Annotated in this window: 15 protein-coding genes, 3 pseudogenes and 1 riboswitch; of the genes and pseudogenes, 2 read left to right on the plus strand and 16 right to left on the minus strand. The window is 32.3% G+C overall.

Translation table 11 applies throughout. The features are described from left to right. Window positions 1–152: 152 nt before the first annotated feature. The 10 genes and pseudogenes from AC3WTA_RS02220 to AC3WTA_RS02265 form a co-directional block, all read right to left on the minus strand. Window positions 153–2,540, minus strand: coding sequence for an RNaseH domain-containing protein (locus AC3WTA_RS02220; RefSeq protein WP_141541578.1), 2,388 nt, complete (start codon window positions 2,538–2,540; stop codon window positions 153–155). A gap of 323 nt (window positions 2,541–2,863) precedes the next feature. Continuing rightward, window positions 2,864–3,118: pseudogene (locus AC3WTA_RS02225) on the minus strand (thiaminase II/PqqC family protein); the annotation flags it as partial. Next, a pseudogene (locus tag AC3WTA_RS02230) lies at window positions 3,104–3,952 on the minus strand (alpha/beta hydrolase); the annotation flags it as partial. The pseudogenes AC3WTA_RS02230 and AC3WTA_RS02225, both read right to left, overlap by 15 nt. 832 nt (window positions 3,953–4,784) lie before the next feature. After that, window positions 4,785–5,117 (minus strand): DUF898 family protein, encoded by a 333-nt coding sequence (locus AC3WTA_RS02235; RefSeq protein ID WP_000402399.1) that lies wholly within the window; start codon window positions 5,115–5,117, stop codon window positions 4,785–4,787. A gap of 503 nt (window positions 5,118–5,620) precedes the next feature. Continuing rightward, window positions 5,621–5,953: a heterocycloanthracin/sonorensin family bacteriocin gene (locus AC3WTA_RS02240; RefSeq protein WP_098631997.1), complete on the minus strand. Its 333-nt coding sequence runs from the start codon at window positions 5,951–5,953 to the stop codon at window positions 5,621–5,623. A 293-nt stretch (window positions 5,954–6,246) separates the two neighbouring features. Then, window positions 6,247–6,936 (minus strand): thiaminase II, encoded by a 690-nt coding sequence (tenA, locus tag AC3WTA_RS02245; RefSeq protein WP_000672760.1) that lies wholly within the window; start codon window positions 6,934–6,936, stop codon window positions 6,247–6,249. 122 nt (window positions 6,937–7,058) lie between these two features. Then, a riboswitch (TPP riboswitch) is annotated at window positions 7,059–7,164 on the minus strand. A gap of 72 nt (window positions 7,165–7,236) precedes the next feature. Further along, window positions 7,237–8,151: a D-alanine--D-alanine ligase gene (gene ddlB, locus AC3WTA_RS02250; protein WP_002096579.1), complete on the minus strand. Its 915-nt coding sequence runs from the start codon at window positions 8,149–8,151 to the stop codon at window positions 7,237–7,239. A gap of 4 nt (window positions 8,152–8,155) precedes the next feature. Continuing rightward, window positions 8,156–9,604 carry a MocR-like pyridoxine biosynthesis transcription factor PdxR gene (pdxR, locus tag AC3WTA_RS02255; RefSeq protein WP_000471626.1) on the minus strand — a complete coding sequence of 483 codons (1,449 nt, stop codon included), beginning with the start codon at window positions 9,602–9,604 and terminating at the stop codon, window positions 8,156–8,158. Window positions 9,605–9,764: 160 nt separating this feature from the next. After that, a complete protein-coding gene (locus tag AC3WTA_RS02260) occupies window positions 9,765–10,808 on the minus strand; it encodes a homoserine dehydrogenase (protein WP_000868161.1) in 1,044 nt (347 codons plus the stop codon). Between the two features lie 87 nt (window positions 10,809–10,895). Beyond that, window positions 10,896–12,137: an esterase/lipase family protein gene (locus tag AC3WTA_RS02265; protein ID WP_098632000.1), complete on the minus strand. Its 1,242-nt coding sequence runs from the start codon at window positions 12,135–12,137 to the stop codon at window positions 10,896–10,898. A 276-nt stretch (window positions 12,138–12,413) separates the two neighbouring features. Here AC3WTA_RS02265 and AC3WTA_RS02270 point away from each other — a divergent pair, with 276 nt between their 5' ends. Continuing rightward, window positions 12,414–12,755: a DUF3914 domain-containing protein gene (locus tag AC3WTA_RS02270; RefSeq protein WP_000690182.1), complete on the plus strand. Its 342-nt coding sequence runs from the start codon at window positions 12,414–12,416 to the stop codon at window positions 12,753–12,755. A 76-nt stretch (window positions 12,756–12,831) separates the two neighbouring features. On the opposite strand, the gene AC3WTA_RS02275 is transcribed toward AC3WTA_RS02270, so the two are convergent. From AC3WTA_RS02275 to abc-f, 5 genes and pseudogenes are all read right to left on the minus strand, one after another. Continuing rightward, window positions 12,832–13,503, minus strand: a complete 672-nt coding sequence (locus AC3WTA_RS02275) for a lipoprotein BA_5634 family protein (RefSeq protein WP_098632040.1) — start codon at window positions 13,501–13,503, stop codon at window positions 12,832–12,834. Between the two features lie 68 nt (window positions 13,504–13,571). After that, complete coding sequence (locus tag AC3WTA_RS02280) at window positions 13,572–15,503, minus strand: ABC transporter permease (protein ID WP_000144149.1); 1,932 nt, start codon at window positions 15,501–15,503, stop codon at window positions 13,572–13,574. Next, entirely contained in the window at window positions 15,478–16,248 is a 771-nt protein-coding gene (locus AC3WTA_RS02285; protein ID WP_000404253.1) for an ABC transporter ATP-binding protein, read from the minus strand. Before AC3WTA_RS02285 ends, AC3WTA_RS02280 begins: the two co-directional genes overlap by 26 nt. A 280-nt stretch (window positions 16,249–16,528) precedes the next feature. Beyond that, window positions 16,529–17,081 (minus strand): annotated as a pseudogene (locus AC3WTA_RS02290) (GNAT family N-acetyltransferase). A gap of 20 nt (window positions 17,082–17,101) precedes the next feature. After that, on the minus strand, window positions 17,102–18,730 hold the full coding sequence (gene abc-f, locus AC3WTA_RS02295) for a ribosomal protection-like ABC-F family protein (protein WP_098632043.1): 1,629 nt from the start codon (window positions 18,728–18,730) through the stop codon (window positions 17,102–17,104). Between the two features lie 518 nt (window positions 18,731–19,248). Here abc-f and AC3WTA_RS02300 point away from each other — a divergent pair. Continuing rightward, a complete protein-coding gene (locus AC3WTA_RS02300) occupies window positions 19,249–20,238 on the plus strand; it encodes an aldo/keto reductase family protein (RefSeq protein ID WP_000395983.1) in 990 nt (329 codons plus the stop codon). A 72-nt stretch (window positions 20,239–20,310) separates the two neighbouring features. Here the strand turns inward: AC3WTA_RS02300 and AC3WTA_RS02305 are convergent, their stop codons facing one another. Continuing rightward, window positions 20,311–21,210, minus strand: a complete 900-nt coding sequence (locus tag AC3WTA_RS02305) for a LysR family transcriptional regulator (protein ID WP_000354629.1) — start codon at window positions 21,208–21,210, stop codon at window positions 20,311–20,313. Window positions 21,211–21,478 lie beyond the last annotated feature (268 nt).

Genomic DNA, 21,478 nt, shown 5'->3' on the forward strand with positions numbered 1-21,478 from the left:
ATGTAGTTTTTTATTTCTAAAAAACATCTTAATCCTGTATGTAAATAAAGTAAATACGTAAAAGAAAAGATACATGACAAAAGATATCCTTATTTACATGAAAAAATGACAAATCCTGATCAATATAATGAGCAGGATTTGTCTACTATTATTTAGAGCAGAATAATTGAATCTTTCTTTTCTATTTTCATTATATCTACATCCAGTTCATCATCAAACTCTTTAAACTCTCTTGCATCTATATCCGTCATATAGCCCTTTACTACTTTCGCCATATGCATGGAATACGGCATGTGTACATCCTTTTCTAACAGCATACTTGAATTACAACACATGTAATGTATCATTTTGGCAATATAATTCCTTTCTACAGGTTTTACACCTAGCGGTAATATTTCAAGTATGTATCGCTGTAATGTTTCACTACCATTAATCGAATATTTACCAGTGCTATAATACATTCCTTTTTGATCTGTGTATAAACTTGTGCCATCCAGTATATCATCACATTCTATCTCACCGTATTTTGGTACATCAAAAGATATATTTATTCTTATAATGTTTAAGTTTGGAACCTTTAGCACATCAGGAACAATCTCAGGGAAAGTATCTATATCAATTTTTTTATTTTGTAACTCTTTTATCCAATGTTTTCTTAAATTCGCATCTATAATGAAATATACTTGCTCATTTTGCTCTTTTGCATGTTGTAAAATTCCCGTTAGTGTTTCAGAAACAAATTGTTTAAATTGAATCCCCATATCATTTCTTTTTGAAGGCTGCGGTAAAAAGGCATTATGTTTATTTATATTTAATAATAAACGATCAATCGTTTGCCACTCAGTATTCCCGTATAATTTATATGAAATTTCTTTCCCTTTTATTTGTGAAATAATAGGTAAGAAATCGAATTTCGAGATTCGTTCAATTGATAAATTAACATATGTACAAGGTAAATTTATCTTATTCCAACTACGTTTCAAAAATCCTTTTTGTTCTAATAAACTAAGGATACAATTTATAATTGTTTTACGGGATACACTTTGGCCTATAAATAAATTAATAAATGCTGAAATACGGTTTGTTCGTGCAAACCCTTCTCTAACGATTTGCTTTGGATTAATTTTTTCACGCCCATCACAATTTTTCATTGCGATTAACGCCAATGTTGCATCATTGCGCTCACCTGCAGTAGCATAAACCGCTTTCATAACATCCTCTACTAAGTTTGTTTTGTATTTCTGGCAATATTGCATTTTATATGGATTTTGCAATACTTTTTCAATATTATATCTTACTATTTTTAACAATACTGGAGAATCTGCATTTAATACATAAGATGACTCACCAATATGAGCTAACACAATTTCACTTTCAAATAACGCTTGTTCTACTTCCATTGAAATTTTTTCAGACCATATTTCTAACGTTATAGTCTCTAATCCTTTTGGTGCAATTAAAGGGAATAATTCATTTTCATTATTTGTTGCTAGCTTTTTACATTCTGGTAGTAATGTGAAATAAGAGAATTTTTGCTGAAACCCTTTAAATAGATACTCTCTTTCCTTTACTTTTATACCAGGTTTTATTTTAGTACCTTGCACTTTATATATTCTCTCATTGTATGGAAGCAGCACCCTAATATTTGCTCCTAGCATATAATCTTTCGGATATTGAAGAATATGCTCTAATTCAACTTCTCCACCTATATGAAAATCCTCTTTTAAATTTCTAAATATCTTAATCCATTTTATGCCGTTTGTAGCTTGTTGTACTTTTAGTTTTACAAACCGTAATTTTTTATTATTCGATGCAAATTCTGGTGTAGAAATTAATATCATGCCCCGTTTTCGTCTTAATAGCAATGGAATGTCTGGATGATTATATTCTTGATAAAATCTTCGAATTCCTATTGAAACATTTAATAATGGAATATTCTCGCCTCCGCGCGTTATATATTCGAACCGATATACATAAGCGAAATAATCTTGTGTTTTTTCGTCTTTAATAGGCTCTGACATAGCCTCACAAATATTTTGTGATCTTAGAGGAGAAAAATATATATCTTCTTCGTGTATGTTTTCTAATTGTAAAGGACGTTCACAAAAAATATGTGAAATTAATGCTGGCACCCACTTAGAATATATTTCATTATCATGTAATACTGTTACATTAGAAATTAAATCGTAATGCCATTCATATTTTGGTGGTTCTATTAATTTATTAGGTTTCCAATCATGAATAATTTCATACCAACTTTGGAAAATATAATCAAGTTGTTCTTTTCTAATAGGTTCTTTACATACAATCCATGGTGTATTTTCATTTAATACATATGGATTATGCTGAATAAATAATATATCAGAAAACATATCATATAACCTTTCATTCAATCGTTTCAACTTACTCGTTAATAAAAATGTCTTATAATGTATCTCTACAATATCGAGCCATTCAATAGGAAAATATATAAATGATACACTTTCATTTAAAAGAGGTTCTACTATATTCTCAAATGTTAATAACCGTAGTTTTTCCATGTAATGAATACTTCCTTTCTTCATTTGCTTTGATCATCAAAAAACTAGAAGAAACCGTTACATAATCTAATCAATTAAAACCCGGTTCTTTATAATTTAATAGTTATTCATTTATATAAATAATACATTATAAATAAAAATAATAATTGTTTATCTTCTATATTTTATAAAACACAACATATACATCACCACCTACTAATATTAAATACAATACATTCGAATTATACAATATAAATAGTATATTGTATTTGCAATTTACAATAACTTTACAAAAATAACGATAAAAAAGGTATTGTTCATTCCTATGTTCAACAATACCTTTTTTATCCAATTACTTCTTTTACATCTGTATTCACTGGCCACTTTTCTAAAGTATAAGCCATTTCCCAAAATGAATATTCATTTTGGCTGCTAATAATAAAATGCTGTTTCATTCGATTTCGGTCTGCCTCTGTTACTTTTTCAGCTATTGCATCTAATCGTGTAATTTGCTCTTCAACTAAAGTACGGAACCAACCCGATGCAGAAATCCATTCTTTATAAATTGGCTCTTCTGGCTGACGTTCATAGGTTCGTTTATTATAGCGAAGAACAGCAATTCCTTTCGAGGCAAGACCTTCAGCTAAATCACGAAATGGTTTTAAAGCATACGTTGCTGAATCCTGATCGGCTGCTCCAGCTCCATGAACAAGAATAACCGCTGGAAAAGGACCCTTTCCCTTTGGAACAGATAATGTTCCTGGTAATGGAAATGCACCACTTCCAACTACTACTTCTTTATCAACAAATGATTTAGGATTACTATATGATGGCCGATCTGTAACAGGACTAAACGGCATACTGAGTTGAAAATCATCTATTTTTCCAGATGGATCTAGTTTTATTAGTAAAGGTACAGTAATTTGTTCAAAAACTAAGTTAATCTCTACATTTGTATGAACAGAATTTGTCTCTTTTTGTGTAACCTCTCCAATTTCTATAAAAGAACCTTTTTGTAATTGCGTAGGAAGTTCTTCCCAATAGTTCTTCAACCATTTTTCAGATACTATTTTCTGTAATGATCGAGAAGTTAAATCAAATGCAGATTTATAATCTTCAGTATGCATAGAACAGACAAATGAAAAAGCAGTAGATATAACGGGATTTCCCTCTTCAATATTGTCTATTTTTTTTATATTTGTGTTTGTTTCCTTTAATGTCGATTTAATTTGGTGACTAAACGGATTATTATATGTATTTGGATATAAACTTCTTTTCAATACGTCCTTATTCCGTCCCTCAAACAAGTTTGAATAATCCTCAAAATTTTTAGGTGACATTACTTCCTCCGCATATGAAACCGAAGGAATAGTTATCGCACAAATTGCACTGACAAGTAATAACTTACTACCCATTCTTTTTTTCGTACTCATATATATTAATTCTCCCTTCAAAATTAAAATTTTTAATACAGCATGCCTAGTACTATAAGGTCATAGATATTTTCAAGGCGATTAATAATCTACTTTACGATCCCCCCTAACAGGTTAAAAAACTATTATAAACAAACTTCAATATAAAATGCCTTCGCTCTCTTTTTCACATGTATGTTAACTCTAGAAATTACTTATTTTCTTTAAAACACTCTTGTTACTGGTTTGTTTTTCATATATAAGTCGTACCCTTTTCCCCCTTCGCGCCACTTTATATTTTTATCATATACAATGAAAATCTCTTTTTCCTTACCTATTACTTACAAATTCCTTACATCCGAAATTGCTTTTATAATAGTGCTGCAGGAACCACTGTGCCCGAAAGCGCAAAAAAAGAAACACCAATGTAATTTGCTTTGGTGCTTCTTTTTCAGGCTTTAAATTTTGATTATTTTTCTTGCTATGTAACACAAATTACATTGTGCTATATGATACAATCCTAATGTTGTTAGAATCACTTTTTTAAATGGTAAATTTATACTAGAAGGTACTCATATCCAACAGTTTAAGAAAAAGAAAAGTCTCAAAATAACTAAATGTAGAGACAGAAAATTTTCATTTAAGGATGACTTCAAAACCATTAACTTAAGAAACGGATATTCTTCAGAGCGAAAAATAAAAAGGTTTCTTTCAAAATGTATGGAATTTTTGTTCTGGAGGTATTCATATTTGTTAACTGAATGAGCATGGGCTATTTATCTATATTTTCGTTTTTCATACCATAAATAAAAATACCAGTCGTTATAGACTGGTATTATAAAGCTAATGTTTTTTAATTGATAAATGTAGTATTTTTTACTTTCCAGTCTTCAAGTTTAATGAAAACCCAGAATGAGTAGATTCCTAGAGTGATAATTGATAAGAGCAACCATTTTATCCAATTACCAAACAAGCCTACAGCAGAACCATTGAATTTCATACGGTGCCCGTTAACTACTGTATGATTTATTTTCCAACCATAAACCATACATAAAGCCCAAGGGTAACAAATACCAAGGGTAAAAACTGTAATAAGTACACCAAGGATACTCCAACCAATAAAGCTGAATAATCCACCATCAAAAAATGAGTGGCGACCATTTTTTAATTCAGAACCGATTTCCATAAAAAACTCCTAACATATATACATTCATAATGACAAAAACAAATTATATCACAATAAAATGGTTTCAGGTCTATAAATCGTAATATAAAGTAAAACAAAAACATCTTACAGAAACAAAGCGCCTTATCTCAAGTTCTTAATTTTGTATACTAGAGCGGTGCATTTAATAAAAATAGTTACATAGTTGTAAAAATTTATAAGGTGGTAAGATTTTTTTATGATTAAGTTTAATTATATGAGAAATATGAAAAAAGAAAAAAGGGCTGATAGAAGCCCTTCTTTTTGGTTCTGGTGCAATAAATTTACTTACGAAAGTCAAAGATCGCATAAATGGTATAGAACATAAAAAAGACATTCGATTGTTGATTTGAAATAAAGTCACAATGTTTATAAAAAGGTGGGATAAATTGTTTCTTTAAATTAAAGGATGCTACATGTGTTTTGATTAAATTTTTTTATAAAAATTGTATAATACTTCACAAATGGATTCCTTTTTTCTCTAATCAATATTCATATGTTACAATAGTACCAGTTGTATCAGTAGTACCATTAAAACCACTAAAACAATTAGAACAACCACCACAACTACCACAGCCACCACAACCGCCACAACCAAAACAACCGAAGCAACCAATACAACGGAATCCACCACAACGAAATCCACCACAGCGACCGCCACAACCACCACAGCGACCACAACCGCCACAGCGACGAGCATCATCTTCAATATAGTAATATGGATATTGGTTTTGCTGGTCCCAATACACAATATTTCCAGATTGGTAATCATTAAGGCTTAACGCTTGTAGTTCTTGTTGAAACTTATTCATTTTCATGACCTCCGTTTATAAACTTCAACCTTTTCAATGCTTTCCTATATTTCTGTTCGTTAAATCTAAGTAGAAATAGCGCTATAAACTAAGTTCAATACGTACCCCTACAAAATATGACCTATCACTAGATAATGCACCTTGTTCATATACCTATTTTTAGGTTATTTTTCCATAGGCTCATTTTTATAAATTGAAAAAAGACGCACTTAGATTGATGCGTCTTTTTGCGATACTTCTTTTATGAAATCATATACATAGGTATTATCCATACCTATGTATAGCAATACCCCTACTCATTATCCAATGACATCTTCTACTTCTGTATTCACTGGCCACTTTTCTAAAGTATAAGCCATTTCCCAAAATGAATATTCATATTGACTGCTAATAATGAAATGCTGTTTCATTCGCTTACGGTCAGACTCTGTTACGTTTTCAGCGATAGTATCTAATCTTGTAATTTGCTCTTCAACTAGCGTACGGAACCAATCAGATCCATAAGCAGAAATCCATTCGTTATAAATTGGCTCTTCTGGCTGATACTCTTTTAAACGCTCACCAATTTCATAATACAACCAATAGCAAGGTAAAATTGCTGCAATGATATCGCCTAAATGTCCTTCATACGCAGCACGATACATATGTGAAGTATAAGCGTATGCAGTTGGAGCAGGGATAAAATTATCTTTTTCTTCTTGTGTTATCCCTAGTTTCTCCGCAAAATTCTCATGTAAAGATAATTCCGCCTCGTATGTATTTTGAGCATGGTGTGCCATACGAGCTGTTGTTTCTAATTCCAGTGCTTTTGCAGCTCCTAAAGTTTGTACTCTAGCAAAGTGACTCAAATAATATGAATCTTGAAGCACATAATAGCGAAAACTAGCTAAATCTAAAGTTCCTTCACCAAGTTGTTTTACAAAAGGGTGATGAAAACTAGCTTCCCAAATTGAATCTACTTCTTGACGTAATGATTGTGAAAATTTCATTTAAATCCCTCCAATAAAGTATAAAATTTAAGTATTTACCCACAGTTATTAAATCTGTAAAATAAAAAAACTTTCTTTACAAACGTAAAGAAAGTGAAAGTGACAGTATTTATTCATAAAATAGTAATGTCTTCCCACTTCCCTACGCTAGTATTAACCAGATCAGGTACTAAGAGTCTCAAATTCTCGTTTGATCTCAGCCTATAATAGGCCCCCCTAGTGGATAAATATTTAATTTTCGTATTGTATTCATCATAACATACTTCATGTTACTGTCAAAAACATTCATGATACTGCTACTTAAAACCCTTCTTCTTTTCTTACTTTTAATGAAGTTTCAATAATCATATCTAATAGTTTACTATAATGAATACCAGCTGCATCTGCACTTTTCGGTAGTAAACTTGCTTGTGTCATCCCTGGTAATGTATTAACCTCCATTACATATGGAATTCCGTCCTTTACCATCATATCCACCCTTGCATAAACGCTGCATTTCAATGCTTTATAACAAGCCAGTGACGCTTTGTTTACACGTTCCTTCAATTCAGCTGGAAGCTCGATAACTTCTTCAATTGTACTAACATCATCATATTTTGCATTGTAATCAAAGAACTCAGCTGCATGTCGGATTGAAATAATAGGTAACTGTTTTCCATCAAAAATTGAACATGTAATCTCATCACCTTTTATATACTTCTCTATTACTACTTCAGAATCCCATTCAAACACAGTTTCCAGCATTGAAATTAATTCATCTTTATCATATACAATCTTTACCCCAACACTTGATCCACCAGAGTTTGGTTTTACCACTAACGGAAATCCTAACTTATCTAATTCATCAAGATTTAGATCCGCCATTTTTGTAAGTTCAATCCAATCGGGTGTTTCTATACCTTCATAGCGTAAAATCTTTTTCGAAATATTTTTGTCCATACACATACCGCTAGATAACATATTGCTCCCGCTATAAGGAATACCTAAACTTTCAAGCGTGCCTTGAACCGTCCCATCTTCTCCGTATTTTCCGTGTAATGCGAGCAGCGCAAAATCAATGTCTTTCGCTTTTTCGATTAAATCTATTTTTTCATTTAACGTAATTGGTACGATTTCATATTTATTTTTATCTAAATTTGCAATCATTTCATTTCCAGTCATAATTGATACTTGTTTTTCAGAGGATACTCCACCCATAATAACGCCAATTCTCATTTCCTCAACTCCAAATTTCATTTTTTATTGTATCACCGATTATTTTGATTCCACGAACTATTTCTTCTTCTTTCAGACGTGAAAATCCTAATCGAAAAGTAGTCGCTCCTCCTCCATCAGAATAAAAAACATCTCCAGGAGAAAATGTAACCCCTTGCTCATAACACTTTTGTAAAAGTGTGCGGGCATGAATTTTTTCTTCTAACTCTATAAATAAATGAAGTCCACCATCACCGGTCATTCTTTGAAACGGAATGTACTCATTACACGCCCCAACAGCTAACTCATATTTTTTCTTATAAACTGATCTTGCCTTTTTTAAATATTTTTCAAAATATCCTTCATGTAAATATTGAAATAGAACAGCTTGATCTAACGTAGATGTGTGAATCGTTCTTGCTCTTTTTACACTTTCTAAATGATGAATCAGCTCTTTATCTGCGATGATCCAGCCTACACGTAAGCCAGGGAAAAGTACCTTTGAAAAGCTACTAATATAAATTACATTATTACCAGCGCCAGCAAAAGTTAATAATGGTGCTAAATGTGAACCTGAATAACGTAGCTCTTCATTAAATCCATCTTCTATAATAGGAACCTTATATTTTGAGAATAATCTCATCAGTTCCGTTCTTTTCTCCGAACTCGTAACAATACCGGTTGGATTATGATAGGAAGGAATTAAATATGCGAAATCAAACTCTTTTTCACGCAAACTTTTTTCTACTTCGTTCGTATCGATGCCATCTTCATTCATATTAATTCCGTGAACTTCAAGTCCATGTAAACGGAAAAGCTTCAATGCAGCATGGTGAGTTGGATTCTCACAAATAACCCGCCCTGATTTCTTTGATAACGAGGATAGCACGATGTCTAATCCTTCTGTAAATCCATTTGTAATTAAAATATCTTTGTTCGAAATATCTACACCTTTCATTTCCATATAATGAAGTAGATAATTCATTAACGGTCTATAACCTTTTGCGTATCCGTAGTTTAATACGACATCCCCTTCAATGGACATACGAGTAAGAAAAGCTCTTTTGAAATTTTCCACATCAAATAGCTTTTCGTCCGGAGCAATGCTATTAAAAACAATCATTCCTTTTTCCCAGCGAACACCATGTTTCATTAAATCTAATTCATCCGCTAATAAGGTAACGGTATTAAGTTTATTTTTCCAATCTATTTCAACAGACGAAGTGTTCGATATATCAACCTTAGCTACAAAATTCCCTTTACCTTTAACTGCATAAATGAGTCCTTCTTGCTCTAAATCCGCATAAGCAGCGAGTACAGTATTTCTGCTCACACTTAGTAATTCACTTAATTCCCTAGTTGAAGGGATTTTTTGATCCCCGAGCAAATGACCTTTCATAATCATCTTTTTCAAATAATCTTTCAATTGAATATAAACGGGACGATCTTTCACAACTTTAAAATCTTTAAACAATTCCTTACCCCCTGCAATCATTTTTGCATATTTATTTCATTCTCAAAAGGTCCACTACATATGTATTTTTTATAAAGGGCGGTACGGTCTTATAAAGTGGAACTTTAATCAATGGGGCTGATTATCACCCACTGATTATTATCCCTTAGTAACAGGCATTTTACTGCCTATTACTAAGGGATAAATCTTTGCGGTATAAGTTAATTACATCTTTTAAAGCTGCTGCTGCGGCTCCGCGTGGATTGGAAGCACCACCAATTGTAGTAACTTGCCCCATCGTATCTGTAAAGAACGTAATTCCTTTTTCTGTCCCATTTACTTTTGCTAGCGGATGATCTTTATCTATTTCGTACGGTTCCACATGAAGAACCACTTTACCGTCCTTATCCTTATATGCTGAAGCTATTAATTTAATATATTTATTTTGTTCTTTAGCATTTCGAATTTGTTGTTTTGTAACATGTTCGATTCCTTTTATATGTATATCAGTAAGCGTATTTTCTGTTCCCATTAAACTATTTGTCAAAAGTAACAATTTACACGCACTATCAGAACCACTTACATCTAATATTGGGTTCGTTTCAGCAATCCCTTTACTTTGCGCTTCTTTCAGTGCTTCTTCAAACGTAATATCTTCCTCATTCATTTTCGTAAGAATATAATTTGTTGTCCCGTTTAATATTCCTTCTATTTTTTCAATATGGCAACCAGCTAAACTAAATTGACCAATATCAAGTGTCGGTAATGCGGCCGCAGTTGCACCACTATATCGAATTCGTACATTTGCGATTTTTGCTGCTTCATTTAGTTCTCTCCAGTTTGTAACGAGTGCGCCTTTTGAAATTGCGACAATATCCATATGTTTCTCAATCGCTTGTTTTATATATTGTTTTCCTGGATTTCCATCTTTAAGGTTTGTAACTGTTGATTCTACTAATACAGTTCCACTTATGCTAGTTGTTGCTCGTTCCTCTGGATGATGTTCAATGTATTCTTCAATTGCAGCGCTACCGCCACCGTACGTTAATAAGTGATGAATAGATAATCCATCCTCATTATGTATTGCAACATTTCTACCTAATACAGCGCTTACCACTAAATCTATTCCATATGATTCATTTATATATAAATATTTTTCATTTAATAATTTTATAAACTCTCTTCCTACTGTCCCATATCCTGATAATACAACTTGAACTTTCATAATATCCCCCCATATTTTTCTACCATATCCCTCTTTCAATATAATATAAAGCGCCCTCGAATTCCATCGAGAGCGCTTTATTATTACCTATTTCGGTAAACGTGATAGCTTTTCAGCAATTGTTCTATAAAATTCTTGAATGCTAGAAAAACCTAACGTATCTGAAACACTTAATCCTACCATGTCGAGATGGTCCCAATTCGCTTTCGTTTCGATATGATTCCATTTTCCAACCTGTAATGACTCATTATTATTTACAGCAACATTAGAAGATGGTGCAATCATAGAATTTGTATTTACTACACCATCATTTTGCCACCAAGAAGTATCAACTAACGGACGGTTTTCTTCATATCTCGCATAAGAACCTAAGAAAAATGCATTCCCCATCAACACTTTATTCATCGTTATATGAGGTAAATGTAAACCTGTTATAGGTGCTGCTTGTGATGCATGTCCACTATAAGATAAGTAATACACATCCGGTTGCGTCTTTACCCAATTATTTAACTCCTTTGCACCATCAGTACTTAAATCCCATTGACTAATGTCTTTTGTATTTTTCCAAATTGAACTATTTAGAATACGATTACTATATTGGAAAAAGGACTCTCCAGCATTCTTCTTTATACCCCATTGATCCAATTTAAAATCATATAACGATAAATTATTGTTTCCTCCAAAGCTTGCAGCTGTAATGAGTAAATCTTTAACGAACGGCAGCAGAAGACTACCATCCGCAAGTGTTGTACCGTTGTGAGGGGTTGCTAATGTTGTCACACTATGAACATATGATTTTCCGCCTTCAAATAGTGGTGATATTTTGGTGTCTGGGTGATTTTTCACATAATTCTTTTCTTCAAAACTACCTTCTTTTAATAGCTGTACTAATGTTCTAATCGTTTGTCCACCCATACTATGCCCAACTAAATGAACTTTATTTGTTTCACTCCAATTCGGTGCAAAACCACTATAAGTTCTACCAAAACGATTATGTCCATGTTTCTCAGCATGTGCGGCACCGTAGTCTACTGTACCACCGTTAATTTGCGCATATAATTCACATGCACGATCCCAGTTACTAGAAACAGGTCCAACAGCTGCGGTATGTACCATATAACCACTTTGTTTCAAATCTTCCTGTATATCATGAACACCACCCCAATATTTTACGCCAAGCATTTCTTCTCTACCCCATCCAGCAAATCCATTCACCAATATGATAGGATAATTATTTTGTTGTCTCTCTTCAGCGTACGTTATTTTTATTGCGAATGAACATACAGTCACTAATACGAAAAAACATATTTTTAAAAATAACTTCCCCATACTTCCCCCCCTAATAAAACGTTTACATTTTTCTTTTAAAAAATTCACAGCATGCTTTAATAACTTAAACATAATGTAAAGTATTTTATATACGTTGTATATATAGAAAACATATACAAATGTTGATAAATATTAATTCAAGTAAACATTTACTGTTTACAATACAACTTGTAAATCTGATTATTTGAATTTATAATTAGATATAGTTTCCTCATGTTAAATAGATTTAAAAACCATAAGAAAACTAATCTCATTGCTTGAAAAGGAGGAAAAAGCATGAAAATCGGATCAAATATTCATACATTATCTCAACCTACTAACATAACTCCATCTACTCTTGAGCATAATACTATCTCTTCTACTAAACTTGAAAGTAAGAAAGTAAATGATCCTATCAAGTTTGATATTCGTTCATCTGAAAAAGAAATGAAACAACCTGAGCATAAATTTAATGAATTAGATTTATGGAAGATGTTAAAGGATAAAGGTATTCCTTTATGGATCATCCTTGAAATGCTACAAAAGTCTCGTAAAGAAAAAGAAGACCAAAACAATTCGGTTCAAAATTCAAATGCGATTGAAGAAACGAGTGAGACTCGATTAAATGAAGTAATGTAAGGCAAAATATTTGAGTGATCTATAAACTAAAAAGAGTTCGAGGTTGATAAAATTTTCATCAGCCTCGAACTCTTTTTTAAGGTTTTTCTCCAATCGTTACAAACTGAAAAGATACGTCTCCTTCCAATCCTTTAATTAGCTTTTTTACTTTGACATTTTCATTAACCAATGTATTATCTGTCGACATTTTAGGGTTTTCATCACCTAAAGTTTTTTTAAATTGAAGAAGATGCATTTTCGTTTCATTTGCTTTTATCTCCTTATATAAATCATTTTTTGATACAATCACATACCATTGCGTTGGATAAATACGTTTGTTACCTATCCAAGCGTCACTATTGTATATAACAGGAACCTCTTTTCCTTCTAATTTAATACTTCTCAAAGTCTTTTCGTCTTCTTGTGCAAACAGTAGCGAACCCTCTTTTGAGAATTTCGGTAACGTATTTATAGGTATAAAATTTGAGCCATTATCTCGTTTACGAAAAACTTTATCTTTAATCAATGCTCGTGCTGTAGATTCATTTAAAATTAATACCCGTCCGTTTCCATAAGTACCTGTTTTCACAGAAAACACTTCATTGGCTTTCGTAATTTCCTGATAACGATTAATAATTGGTGAAATTTTATTTTCATCTCCAATGGTTAATAAACCGTTTGCTGGAAATGGATTCTCCTTTTTAGAACATGCACTAAAACTTATTAATAGTAGTATCATTAACATAAAAATAGTTAAAGTTCTTTTCATCTCGTTTCCTTTCATCATACAGTTCATTTTTCCACATACTTTAGTGTAGTCTTACAAGCTAATAAATTCTATTGCTCCATAACCTTATAAAGCTTTTGCAGGTAACGCCAACGAGTTATAAAGAAATATAATACTTGTATACATATAAATGAAATTAAAATAACGATAGAACTATTTATGATAGAAAAATCGACTAATTGCTGTAATGCCATATAAGCGACTACAGTATGAATCACTGCAACGACAATCGGTAAGAAGAACATTAATAATAACTGCCTCGTTACAACTTTTTTCAACTCACCTCTACTTAATCCCATTTTCGAAATCATTTTATATTGCTGTTGATCGCGATCCAAATCTGTATATAATCTGAAATAAATAAAACTAGCAGCGAACGTAAAGAAGACGATTCCGACTAAAACACTTGCCATAAGTAATAACCCATTCGTTTGCTTCGCACTTAACAAATCTATAGTTAAAGCTCGAAATTGAAAATTACCTACCCTAGTATCTTTCTCAAATGTATTAATTAATTCATTTGAAATCCCCTTCGTTTTCATCCAATCGTCTACAACAAATCCGTAAGTACGATATGGAATTTCTTTATTAACTGGGTCACTAGTAAGAGGTATTCCATCATATACTTGATCTTGAACAGCGATATAAATAGTTCTAGAATCATGTGGTAAAACTAAATTTTCTACAGCTTTTTTCACATAAAATGTCTTTGTCCAGTCACCTTGAATGACTTCTATATTCTTTTTATACTCGCCATTTTTAAATTCTTGTTTTTGTGATACGACTCCAGGAATTAATAAAATTTCATCTTCTTTTTCAATTATTTCTTGTTGATAGCCTAGTGCTTTAGCAAGATCGTTATATTCACTTAACTTCATTACATTTACGCCATTTTCTGTGTATATATATGAAGATGAAGCCATTCGGTACGGAATATTAGCATCAGAAAGGTGTTTTTTTATAATAGAAAGATTTTTATTCAATACTTTGTCATTTTCAAAACTTCCATACAAAAATGTATAGGGATTTGTCATCCTTACCAAATCCCTATTTCCAATTGCGGCTGTTGTACCAATTGCTGTAAATGCAACTGCTGAAACAATAGATACTATAAAAAACATCGTTGCATTATCTTTCATACGGTAAATTAATTCAGAAAATGTTAATATATTTGTTCTCTTTAAAAAGAAAGATTCTCTCCTTTTAGCAAAGTGCAATATATAAACGCTACACTGTGTATATAAAAAGTACGTTCCTATAATTACTAGGAGCACACCTATTCCAAGCGTAATAAAATTGGTACTTGATATGAAGCGAAATACTGAAAAATATCCATAGCCTATACCAATTAAAGAAAGTAGTGATAATAAAATTGAAGATTTCGGTTCAGGTTTTGGCTTTTCCTCTGCTCGAATAAGTTCCACAAGTTCCGTTACTTTTATCATTTTAAATGTAAATAATGAAACAATTAAAAACAAGAAAAGAAATGTGATAACTGTTAATAATACAGCCCGCACTGGTATATAAAAAGGTAAGCCATTATTAATCATTAATACACTTGCACTTATCAATAAGACTAGTTTAGAAAATATGAGTCCAATGAAAATCCCTATACAAATTGAACCAAGTCCAATCAGCATATTTTCAATTAATAATAATTTTTTAAGCTGTCTCATTGACATACCTTGCATCATTAAAATGCCAAATTCTTTCTTACGCGTTTTTAAAAACGAACTAACTGAATATAAAATGAAGAAAAATGAAAATACAAAAATCAATCCTTGCGAAACTGAAAATCCCAATGTACCAAATGCACTTATTGTTGCACTTGTCGATTTCAACTCACCTTGTAAATCAGGATGAAATAATAAAAGAGCATACGTAAAGAAAATCATAATAGAAAATGCACTACTTAAAAAATGGGCAGCATATGTACGCTTATTGCGAAAAATATTGTTAAATGCGAACTGACGAAAAGTCATGCCTTTTCCCTCCTAACAAAGAAAGGACATCCATAATCTTTTGATAAAATGTTTGCCTGCTTTCGCCACAATAAATTTCGTTATATAGTTGACCATCTTTAATAAAGATTACTCGGCTGCAAAAACTCGCTGCATACGGATCATGAGTAACTAACATCATCGTAGCTTTTTCTTCCTTATTGAGAATATCTAACATCTCCATTACATCATTTGAAGATTTAGAGTCTAAATTTCCTGTTGGTTCATCTGCAAGTAATAATTGCGGCTTATGAACAATTGCACGAGCGATTGCTGTTCTTTGAGCTTGGCCCCCTGATATTTCAAACGTTCTTTTATTCAATATATCTGTTATATTTAATTTCGCTGCAATTTCTTGTACTCGTTTGTTCATTTCTTGCACAGCAACACCATCTAAAGTCATCGGCAGTACGATATTTTCCTTTACTGTAAGTGTGCTAAGTAAATTAAATGATTGAAAAACAAATCCTAATTGTTTCCTACGAAATAAAGCTAAATCTTCTGATGATAACTGGAAAGGATTTGTACCATTTATTAAAATTTCTCCTGAAGACGGAGAATCGATAGTAGATACCATATTTAATAATGTAGTTTTCCCGCTACCAGATGGACCCATAATCCCTATAAATTCACCTTCTTGAATTGATAAATCAATATCTACTAATGCTTTAAAAGGTATTTTCCCTTTATATACTTTACTAATATTTTTCGCATGTAAAATTTCCATTTCTATTCTCCCTTCATTTGCACTTCTCACAATAGAGTGTAAATGAATTGTCTTAATGCTCATATTGATTCATCTTTCATTTATCTTACACGCTTGTAAGATTTCTAAAAAAACTGACAATAAAACTGTTTTCAAACTAAAATTAACGCATAACTATCTTATAATAATTGTATAGTGGCAGGAAAGACAATGTATATCAAATCTTTATTATATAAAAGAAAAAAGACCGATTGCTTTATCAGTCTTTTCCTTCCCAAAGCTATATTTTTAACTAACGCCTTTAAAGAGCAATATTTTTGATCCACACTGATTTAGTCAATACATAATGATTATATAGTTGATTTTCTATCGTCTGTTGACCCAAATAAGTAAATCCACATTTTTCAATAATTTTATTTGATGGTACATTTTTAATTAAAGCAATTGCGTTAAGGGCATCCACATTTGTATTTTCAAACAAATAGCCGATTAAGCCTTTAGTCGCTTTCGTTGCATAACCATTATTATGATATTCACTTGAAACAGCATACATAATTTCTCTGTTCGGTGCAGGGAGTTCGCCTTTCATACCTGTGCAGCACCATCCAATAAATTCATTTGTGATTTTCTTAAATATTCCTAGTCTTAATATGTGATCATCTATGTTAGTCGTAGTTCTCACTGCATGAAGAAACGCTTTGTTCTTTCGTTGATTTCCAGTCTGGTAAAAACTTTTCTATTTCTGGTTGATTTGATATTTTATAAATACTCTCTGCATCTTTGAACGTAAACTCTTGTAGGTATATATCACCACAATCTATTCTAAATAACTTAGTCAAACTCTCTTCTCCCATCTTAATCCCCCTTCCTTACTTTAAAGCACCTTAATCTGCTTCGTAAGTTCCATAAACCGTTCATCTAGTTCTTTATATTCTTTGTCTTTAGAAGTTAAAAAGCTTAATTTCCCTAATACTTCTTGTCTTTCTGTTTCTAACGTTAAACGTAGCTCTTCAATTTCATCCCTTGTTTTCGTAGGTTCTTCAAGTTGCTTTTGTATCGTATTGTTTACAAACACGAGTTTTGTGTTAGTTGTTTTCTCCAGAAAATATCGATCGTGAGAAACGATAACGAGTGTTCCGTTATACTCAGCTAATGTATTTTCAAGCTGTTCACGTGAAGGCAGATCAAGGTGATTCGTTGGTTCATCTAATATAAGCACATCTTTTTCATCTAAAATATAAGCCATTAGCTTACATTTTACTCGTTCCCCCATACTCATATATCGTATCGACTCTGTCCATTGAGAAGCTTGGAACCCTAAATGTTTCATTAAATTTTGGACTTTTCCTCTTTCTTCAAATGTAACTTTATAAAATAAATCTTCTGGTGTTTTATCAAGTGGTAAATCAAATACTTCTTGTGTTAAATAACCGATGTTTGCTGATGGTGAAATCCATACTTCTCCTTCAGCAGTTTCGTTTCCCATAATCATCTTCAGTAAAGTTGTTTTCCCACTACCATTCGGCCCAATAATCGCAACCTTCTCACCGTGCTGAATTGTAAAATTAACGTTTTCAAATAATGTCCGATTATTAAATTCTTTCCGTAATTGTTTTACTTCTAAGAAACGTTTCCCTACTTTTTTAGTCGCTTGAATAGAAAATTCAACTGAATAATCTTCTTTCACACGTTCAACTTTCGTTTTCTCAAGCTCTTTTTCAAGACGTTTTCGTTTCGATTTTACTTGCGCATCCATTCGCTTTGCCTTTACACGATAAAACTCTTTCACTCCTTCTTGCTTTGTAGACTGTGCATGTGCCTTTTGTGACCATGAACTTAATTCTTTTATATGAGTTTCTACTTGTTCTATCTTCTTTTGTTGTTTTTCATATTCACGCTGCTGCGTCATTCTTTTATGTTCACGTGCTTTCATATAACTTATATAATTACCACTATGATCAATTAATTTCTTATCCTCAATTGACCATATTCTTGTTGCGATAACATCTAAAAAATATCGATCATGTGATACGACGATAACTGTACCTTTCATATTTTTGATTTGTTTAATAAGAAATTCCGTACTCATCTCATCTAGATGATTTGTCGGTTCGTCTAATATTAAAACATTAGGATTTTCGGAAAATCCTTTTGCTAATCGAACTTTTAGCTTTTCACCACCACTTAAAGTTAGAAAATCGTTCGTTGGCACGCCCCATTTTGCAAGGAGTTCCGCTTCTTTTGCAATTATATCCTTACTAACAAATGATTCTTTTTCTTGTTCAACATATGCTGTTGTCATATTCATTTGCATCCATTCAACAGTACCTTTTGATGGTTCAATTTTCCCATTTATTAATTGAAGTAACGTTGATTTACCAGCCCCGTTTTTACCAATTAACCCGATAACATCCCCTTGTCTTACTGTCACATTCATTTTCTCTAACAAAGTGTTTTCCTTTATTTCAACATAAACATCATTTAATTTTAATAGTTCTTTCATAATACCGATCCCTTTCATTAAGGGAGAATAAAAAAATCCTCCCAAATAAATTTGGCAGGATTAGTCGTTAAAATATTTATACCCAAATAAGCTATTGCGTAACATAAATAGCAATACCGTTGTATGGAAATTGGGTAGACTAATCCTATTTTTTAGAAATTGAAATTTATTGAATTTCAACATTTAAAAATAAGATTAGTTAATCATCGTCCACCCATCATTCCTTTCCGTCGTTAGTAACCATATTGTACCATGATAGTACTGTATGAGTAAATGCAATTATATGTGCTATTATTATGATTACTTTCTTCTAGGTCTATTTATCATTTCTTAGCTTCAAATTGAACAAGCATACTTTACATTTGCTATACTACTTTTCCTTTAGATTTCCCTAATAATAACCTTCTAAGCACTCCCTCTTATATAATTTTTATATAACTGTATGATTAATTTTATATTATACATACTACATTTCAGTTTTTATAATAAAGTTATCATTTTTAAGGAGGGATTCTACAATGGAATTTAGCAAACTCGGAAACAGTGGATTAACAGTAAGTAAGATTGCATATGGTAACTGGATAAACCATGGTGGAAAAGTAAATGAAGATACTGCAAATGAATGTGTGAAAGCCGCATTAGATGTTGGAATTACAACGTTCGATACTGCAGATGTTTATTCGGACACTATTGCTGAGGAAGTGCTTGGCCGCTCTTTGAAAGGTATACGCCGAGAAAGTATAGAACTTTGTACAAAAGTATGTCATCCGACCGGACCTGGAAAAAATGATCGAGGTTTATCACGAAAACATATTATAGAAAATTGTAATGCATCGTTACAACGGCTACATACAGACTACATTGATGTCTATTATGCACATCGATTCGATACAACAACACCTCTGGAAGAAACAATGTTAGCTTTCTCAGATCTTGTAAGACAAGGGAAAGTCCTTTATTTAGGCGTAAGTGAATGGACATCGGAGCAAATCACACGCGGTGCAGCACTTGCACGAGAATTGAAAATCCCTCTTATTGCTAGCCAACCTCAATATTCGATGTTGTGGCGAGTTATAGAAACTGATGTGATTCCAACATGTCAACGTGAAGGACTTGGCCAAATTGTTTGGTCTCCCCTCGCACAAGGTATTCTCACTGGAAAATATCAACCAGGTAAACCACTCCCCGCCCAATCACGTGCTAATTCAGATGCAGGAAAACCCTTTTTCAACAAACTCGTACAACGTTGGATGAGTGATGATGTACTTACTGCAATACAGAAACTTAATCCTATTGCAATTGAAAATAATCTTACCTTACCTCAACTCGCAGTTGCTTGGGTACTACAAAATCCAGCTGTTTCCTCTGCAATTATTGGCGCTTCAGATCCGGAGCAAATAAGAGAAAATGTAATTGCTTCTAGTGTTACATTGTCACCTGAAATTATGGGTCAAATTGATAGTGTACTAAAAGGTTTCATTGAGTATGACCCAAGTAAAACAGGTTAAATCGTCAGTGACTTAACAATAAATATAGTACCTTTCCCAAATTACTACTGCCCATCCAATCAAGATGGGCCTTTACTTTTCAAATTCAAATTGTGAAGTCGTATAAATCTCTCTAACAACTGCTAAGAAGTTCTCGAGCACGACAGACTTTTCATCCTGCCTCCATCCAGCGTATAAGTTTATTTCCGGTGTATGTTCCTCAATGTCTTTATATATGACTCCCGATTTTTTATAACTTTCCACCGATGATGGAACGACAGAAATTCCCATTCCTGCTGCAACTAAATTAACAATCGTCTGCATTTGAATTGCTTCTTGAACAATATTTAAACTTACTCCATGCTCCCAAAAGTAACTAATAATTAAATCATAAAAGTTAGTACCGAAATGACGAGGAAATAAAACAAATGGTTCATCTACTAGTTCTTTAATAGAAATATTAGGTAACGAAACTAATGCGTGATTTTCATGTAAAACCAATTTTAAACGTTCTTTAGAACAAACTTCGGAAGAAAATATTTCATTATTCTGCTTAGAACGAATAAATCCAATGTGAATTTGCTTTTCATAGAGTGCTTTTATCTGCTGGTCTGTTGTCATCTCGCGTAATATAAGCTGAATTTTAGGAAAGCGTTCTCGAAATGTTTTTAATATGTTTATAACCGTTTCTGTAGAATCGACAAAACCGATGATTAAATGTCCAATCTTTCCTTCATCCGCAAGCTGTGTTTCTTTAATAGTTCTTTCTACTTGAAGTAACGTTTGCCGAGACCCTTCTAAAAATATTTTCCCAGCATCGGTAAGCTCAACCACTCTTTTTGTTCGATGAAAAAGTTGGACCCCTAATTCATCTTCTAATTTACGAATTTCTTGGCTTAAAGGAGGTTGTGCCATCATTAGGCGTTCTGCTGCACGGCTAAAGTTTAATTCTTCTGCCACCGTTATGAAATATTTTATTTTTCGAATATCCATTACAATCCCCCTATCATTCACAACTAGTAAAAAATCCCTCCTTCTAATAAATTGTAAATAAAAACAGGAGGAAACTATATCAATCCCTTTTCGTTTCTTTTTTATCATAAATCATTTCATGAAAATACGAGAGATTTATACTAAGTTGAATTACATGTTTTGGGCAATTTCATTACTTCCATATATTATTTGATTTACCATTTGGTTGAGTAACGAGTACTTGATATTTTATTCACCCAATTATAAAAACAAAATGTTATTCGTTACC

It is taken from the genome of Bacillus sp. EB106-07-01-XG149, from assembly GCF_058791555.1.

Excerpts from the sequence above, each read along its gene's own strand:
- AC3WTA_RS02265 (WP_098632000.1), bottom strand. The coding sequence starts at position 12,137 with ATGGGGAAGTTATTTTTAAAAATATGTTTTTTCGTATTAGTGACTGTA.
- AC3WTA_RS02270 (WP_000690182.1), top strand. The coding sequence starts at position 12,414 with ATGAAAATCGGATCAAATATTCATACATTATCTCAACCTACTAACATA.
- AC3WTA_RS02275 (WP_098632040.1), bottom strand. The coding sequence starts at position 13,503 with ATGAAAAGAACTTTAACTATTTTTATGTTAATGATACTACTATTAATA.
- AC3WTA_RS02305 (WP_000354629.1), bottom strand. The coding sequence starts at position 21,210 with ATGGATATTCGAAAAATAAAATATTTCATAACGGTGGCAGAAGAATTA.
- AC3WTA_RS02235 (WP_000402399.1), bottom strand. The coding sequence starts at position 5,117 with ATGGAAATCGGTTCTGAATTAAAAAATGGTCGCCACTCATTTTTTGAT.
- tenA (WP_000672760.1), bottom strand. The coding sequence starts at position 6,936 with ATGAAATTTTCACAATCATTACGTCAAGAAGTAGATTCAATTTGGGAA.
- AC3WTA_RS02300 (WP_000395983.1), top strand. The coding sequence starts at position 19,249 with ATGGAATTTAGCAAACTCGGAAACAGTGGATTAACAGTAAGTAAGATT.
- abc-f (WP_098632043.1), bottom strand. The coding sequence starts at position 18,730 with ATGAAAGAACTATTAAAATTAAATGATGTTTATGTTGAAATAAAGGAA.
- ddlB (WP_002096579.1), bottom strand. The coding sequence starts at position 8,151 with ATGAGAATTGGCGTTATTATGGGTGGAGTATCCTCTGAAAAACAAGTA.
- AC3WTA_RS02260 (WP_000868161.1), bottom strand. The coding sequence starts at position 10,808 with ATGAAAGTTCAAGTTGTATTATCAGGATATGGGACAGTAGGAAGAGAG.
- AC3WTA_RS02220 (WP_141541578.1), bottom strand. The coding sequence starts at position 2,540 with ATGGAAAAACTACGGTTATTAACATTTGAGAATATAGTAGAACCTCTT.
- AC3WTA_RS02280 (WP_000144149.1), bottom strand. The coding sequence starts at position 15,503 with ATGACTTTTCGTCAGTTCGCATTTAACAATATTTTTCGCAATAAGCGT.
- AC3WTA_RS02240 (WP_098631997.1), bottom strand. The coding sequence starts at position 5,953 with ATGAAAATGAATAAGTTTCAACAAGAACTACAAGCGTTAAGCCTTAAT.
- AC3WTA_RS02285 (WP_000404253.1), bottom strand. The coding sequence starts at position 16,248 with ATGGAAATTTTACATGCGAAAAATATTAGTAAAGTATATAAAGGGAAA.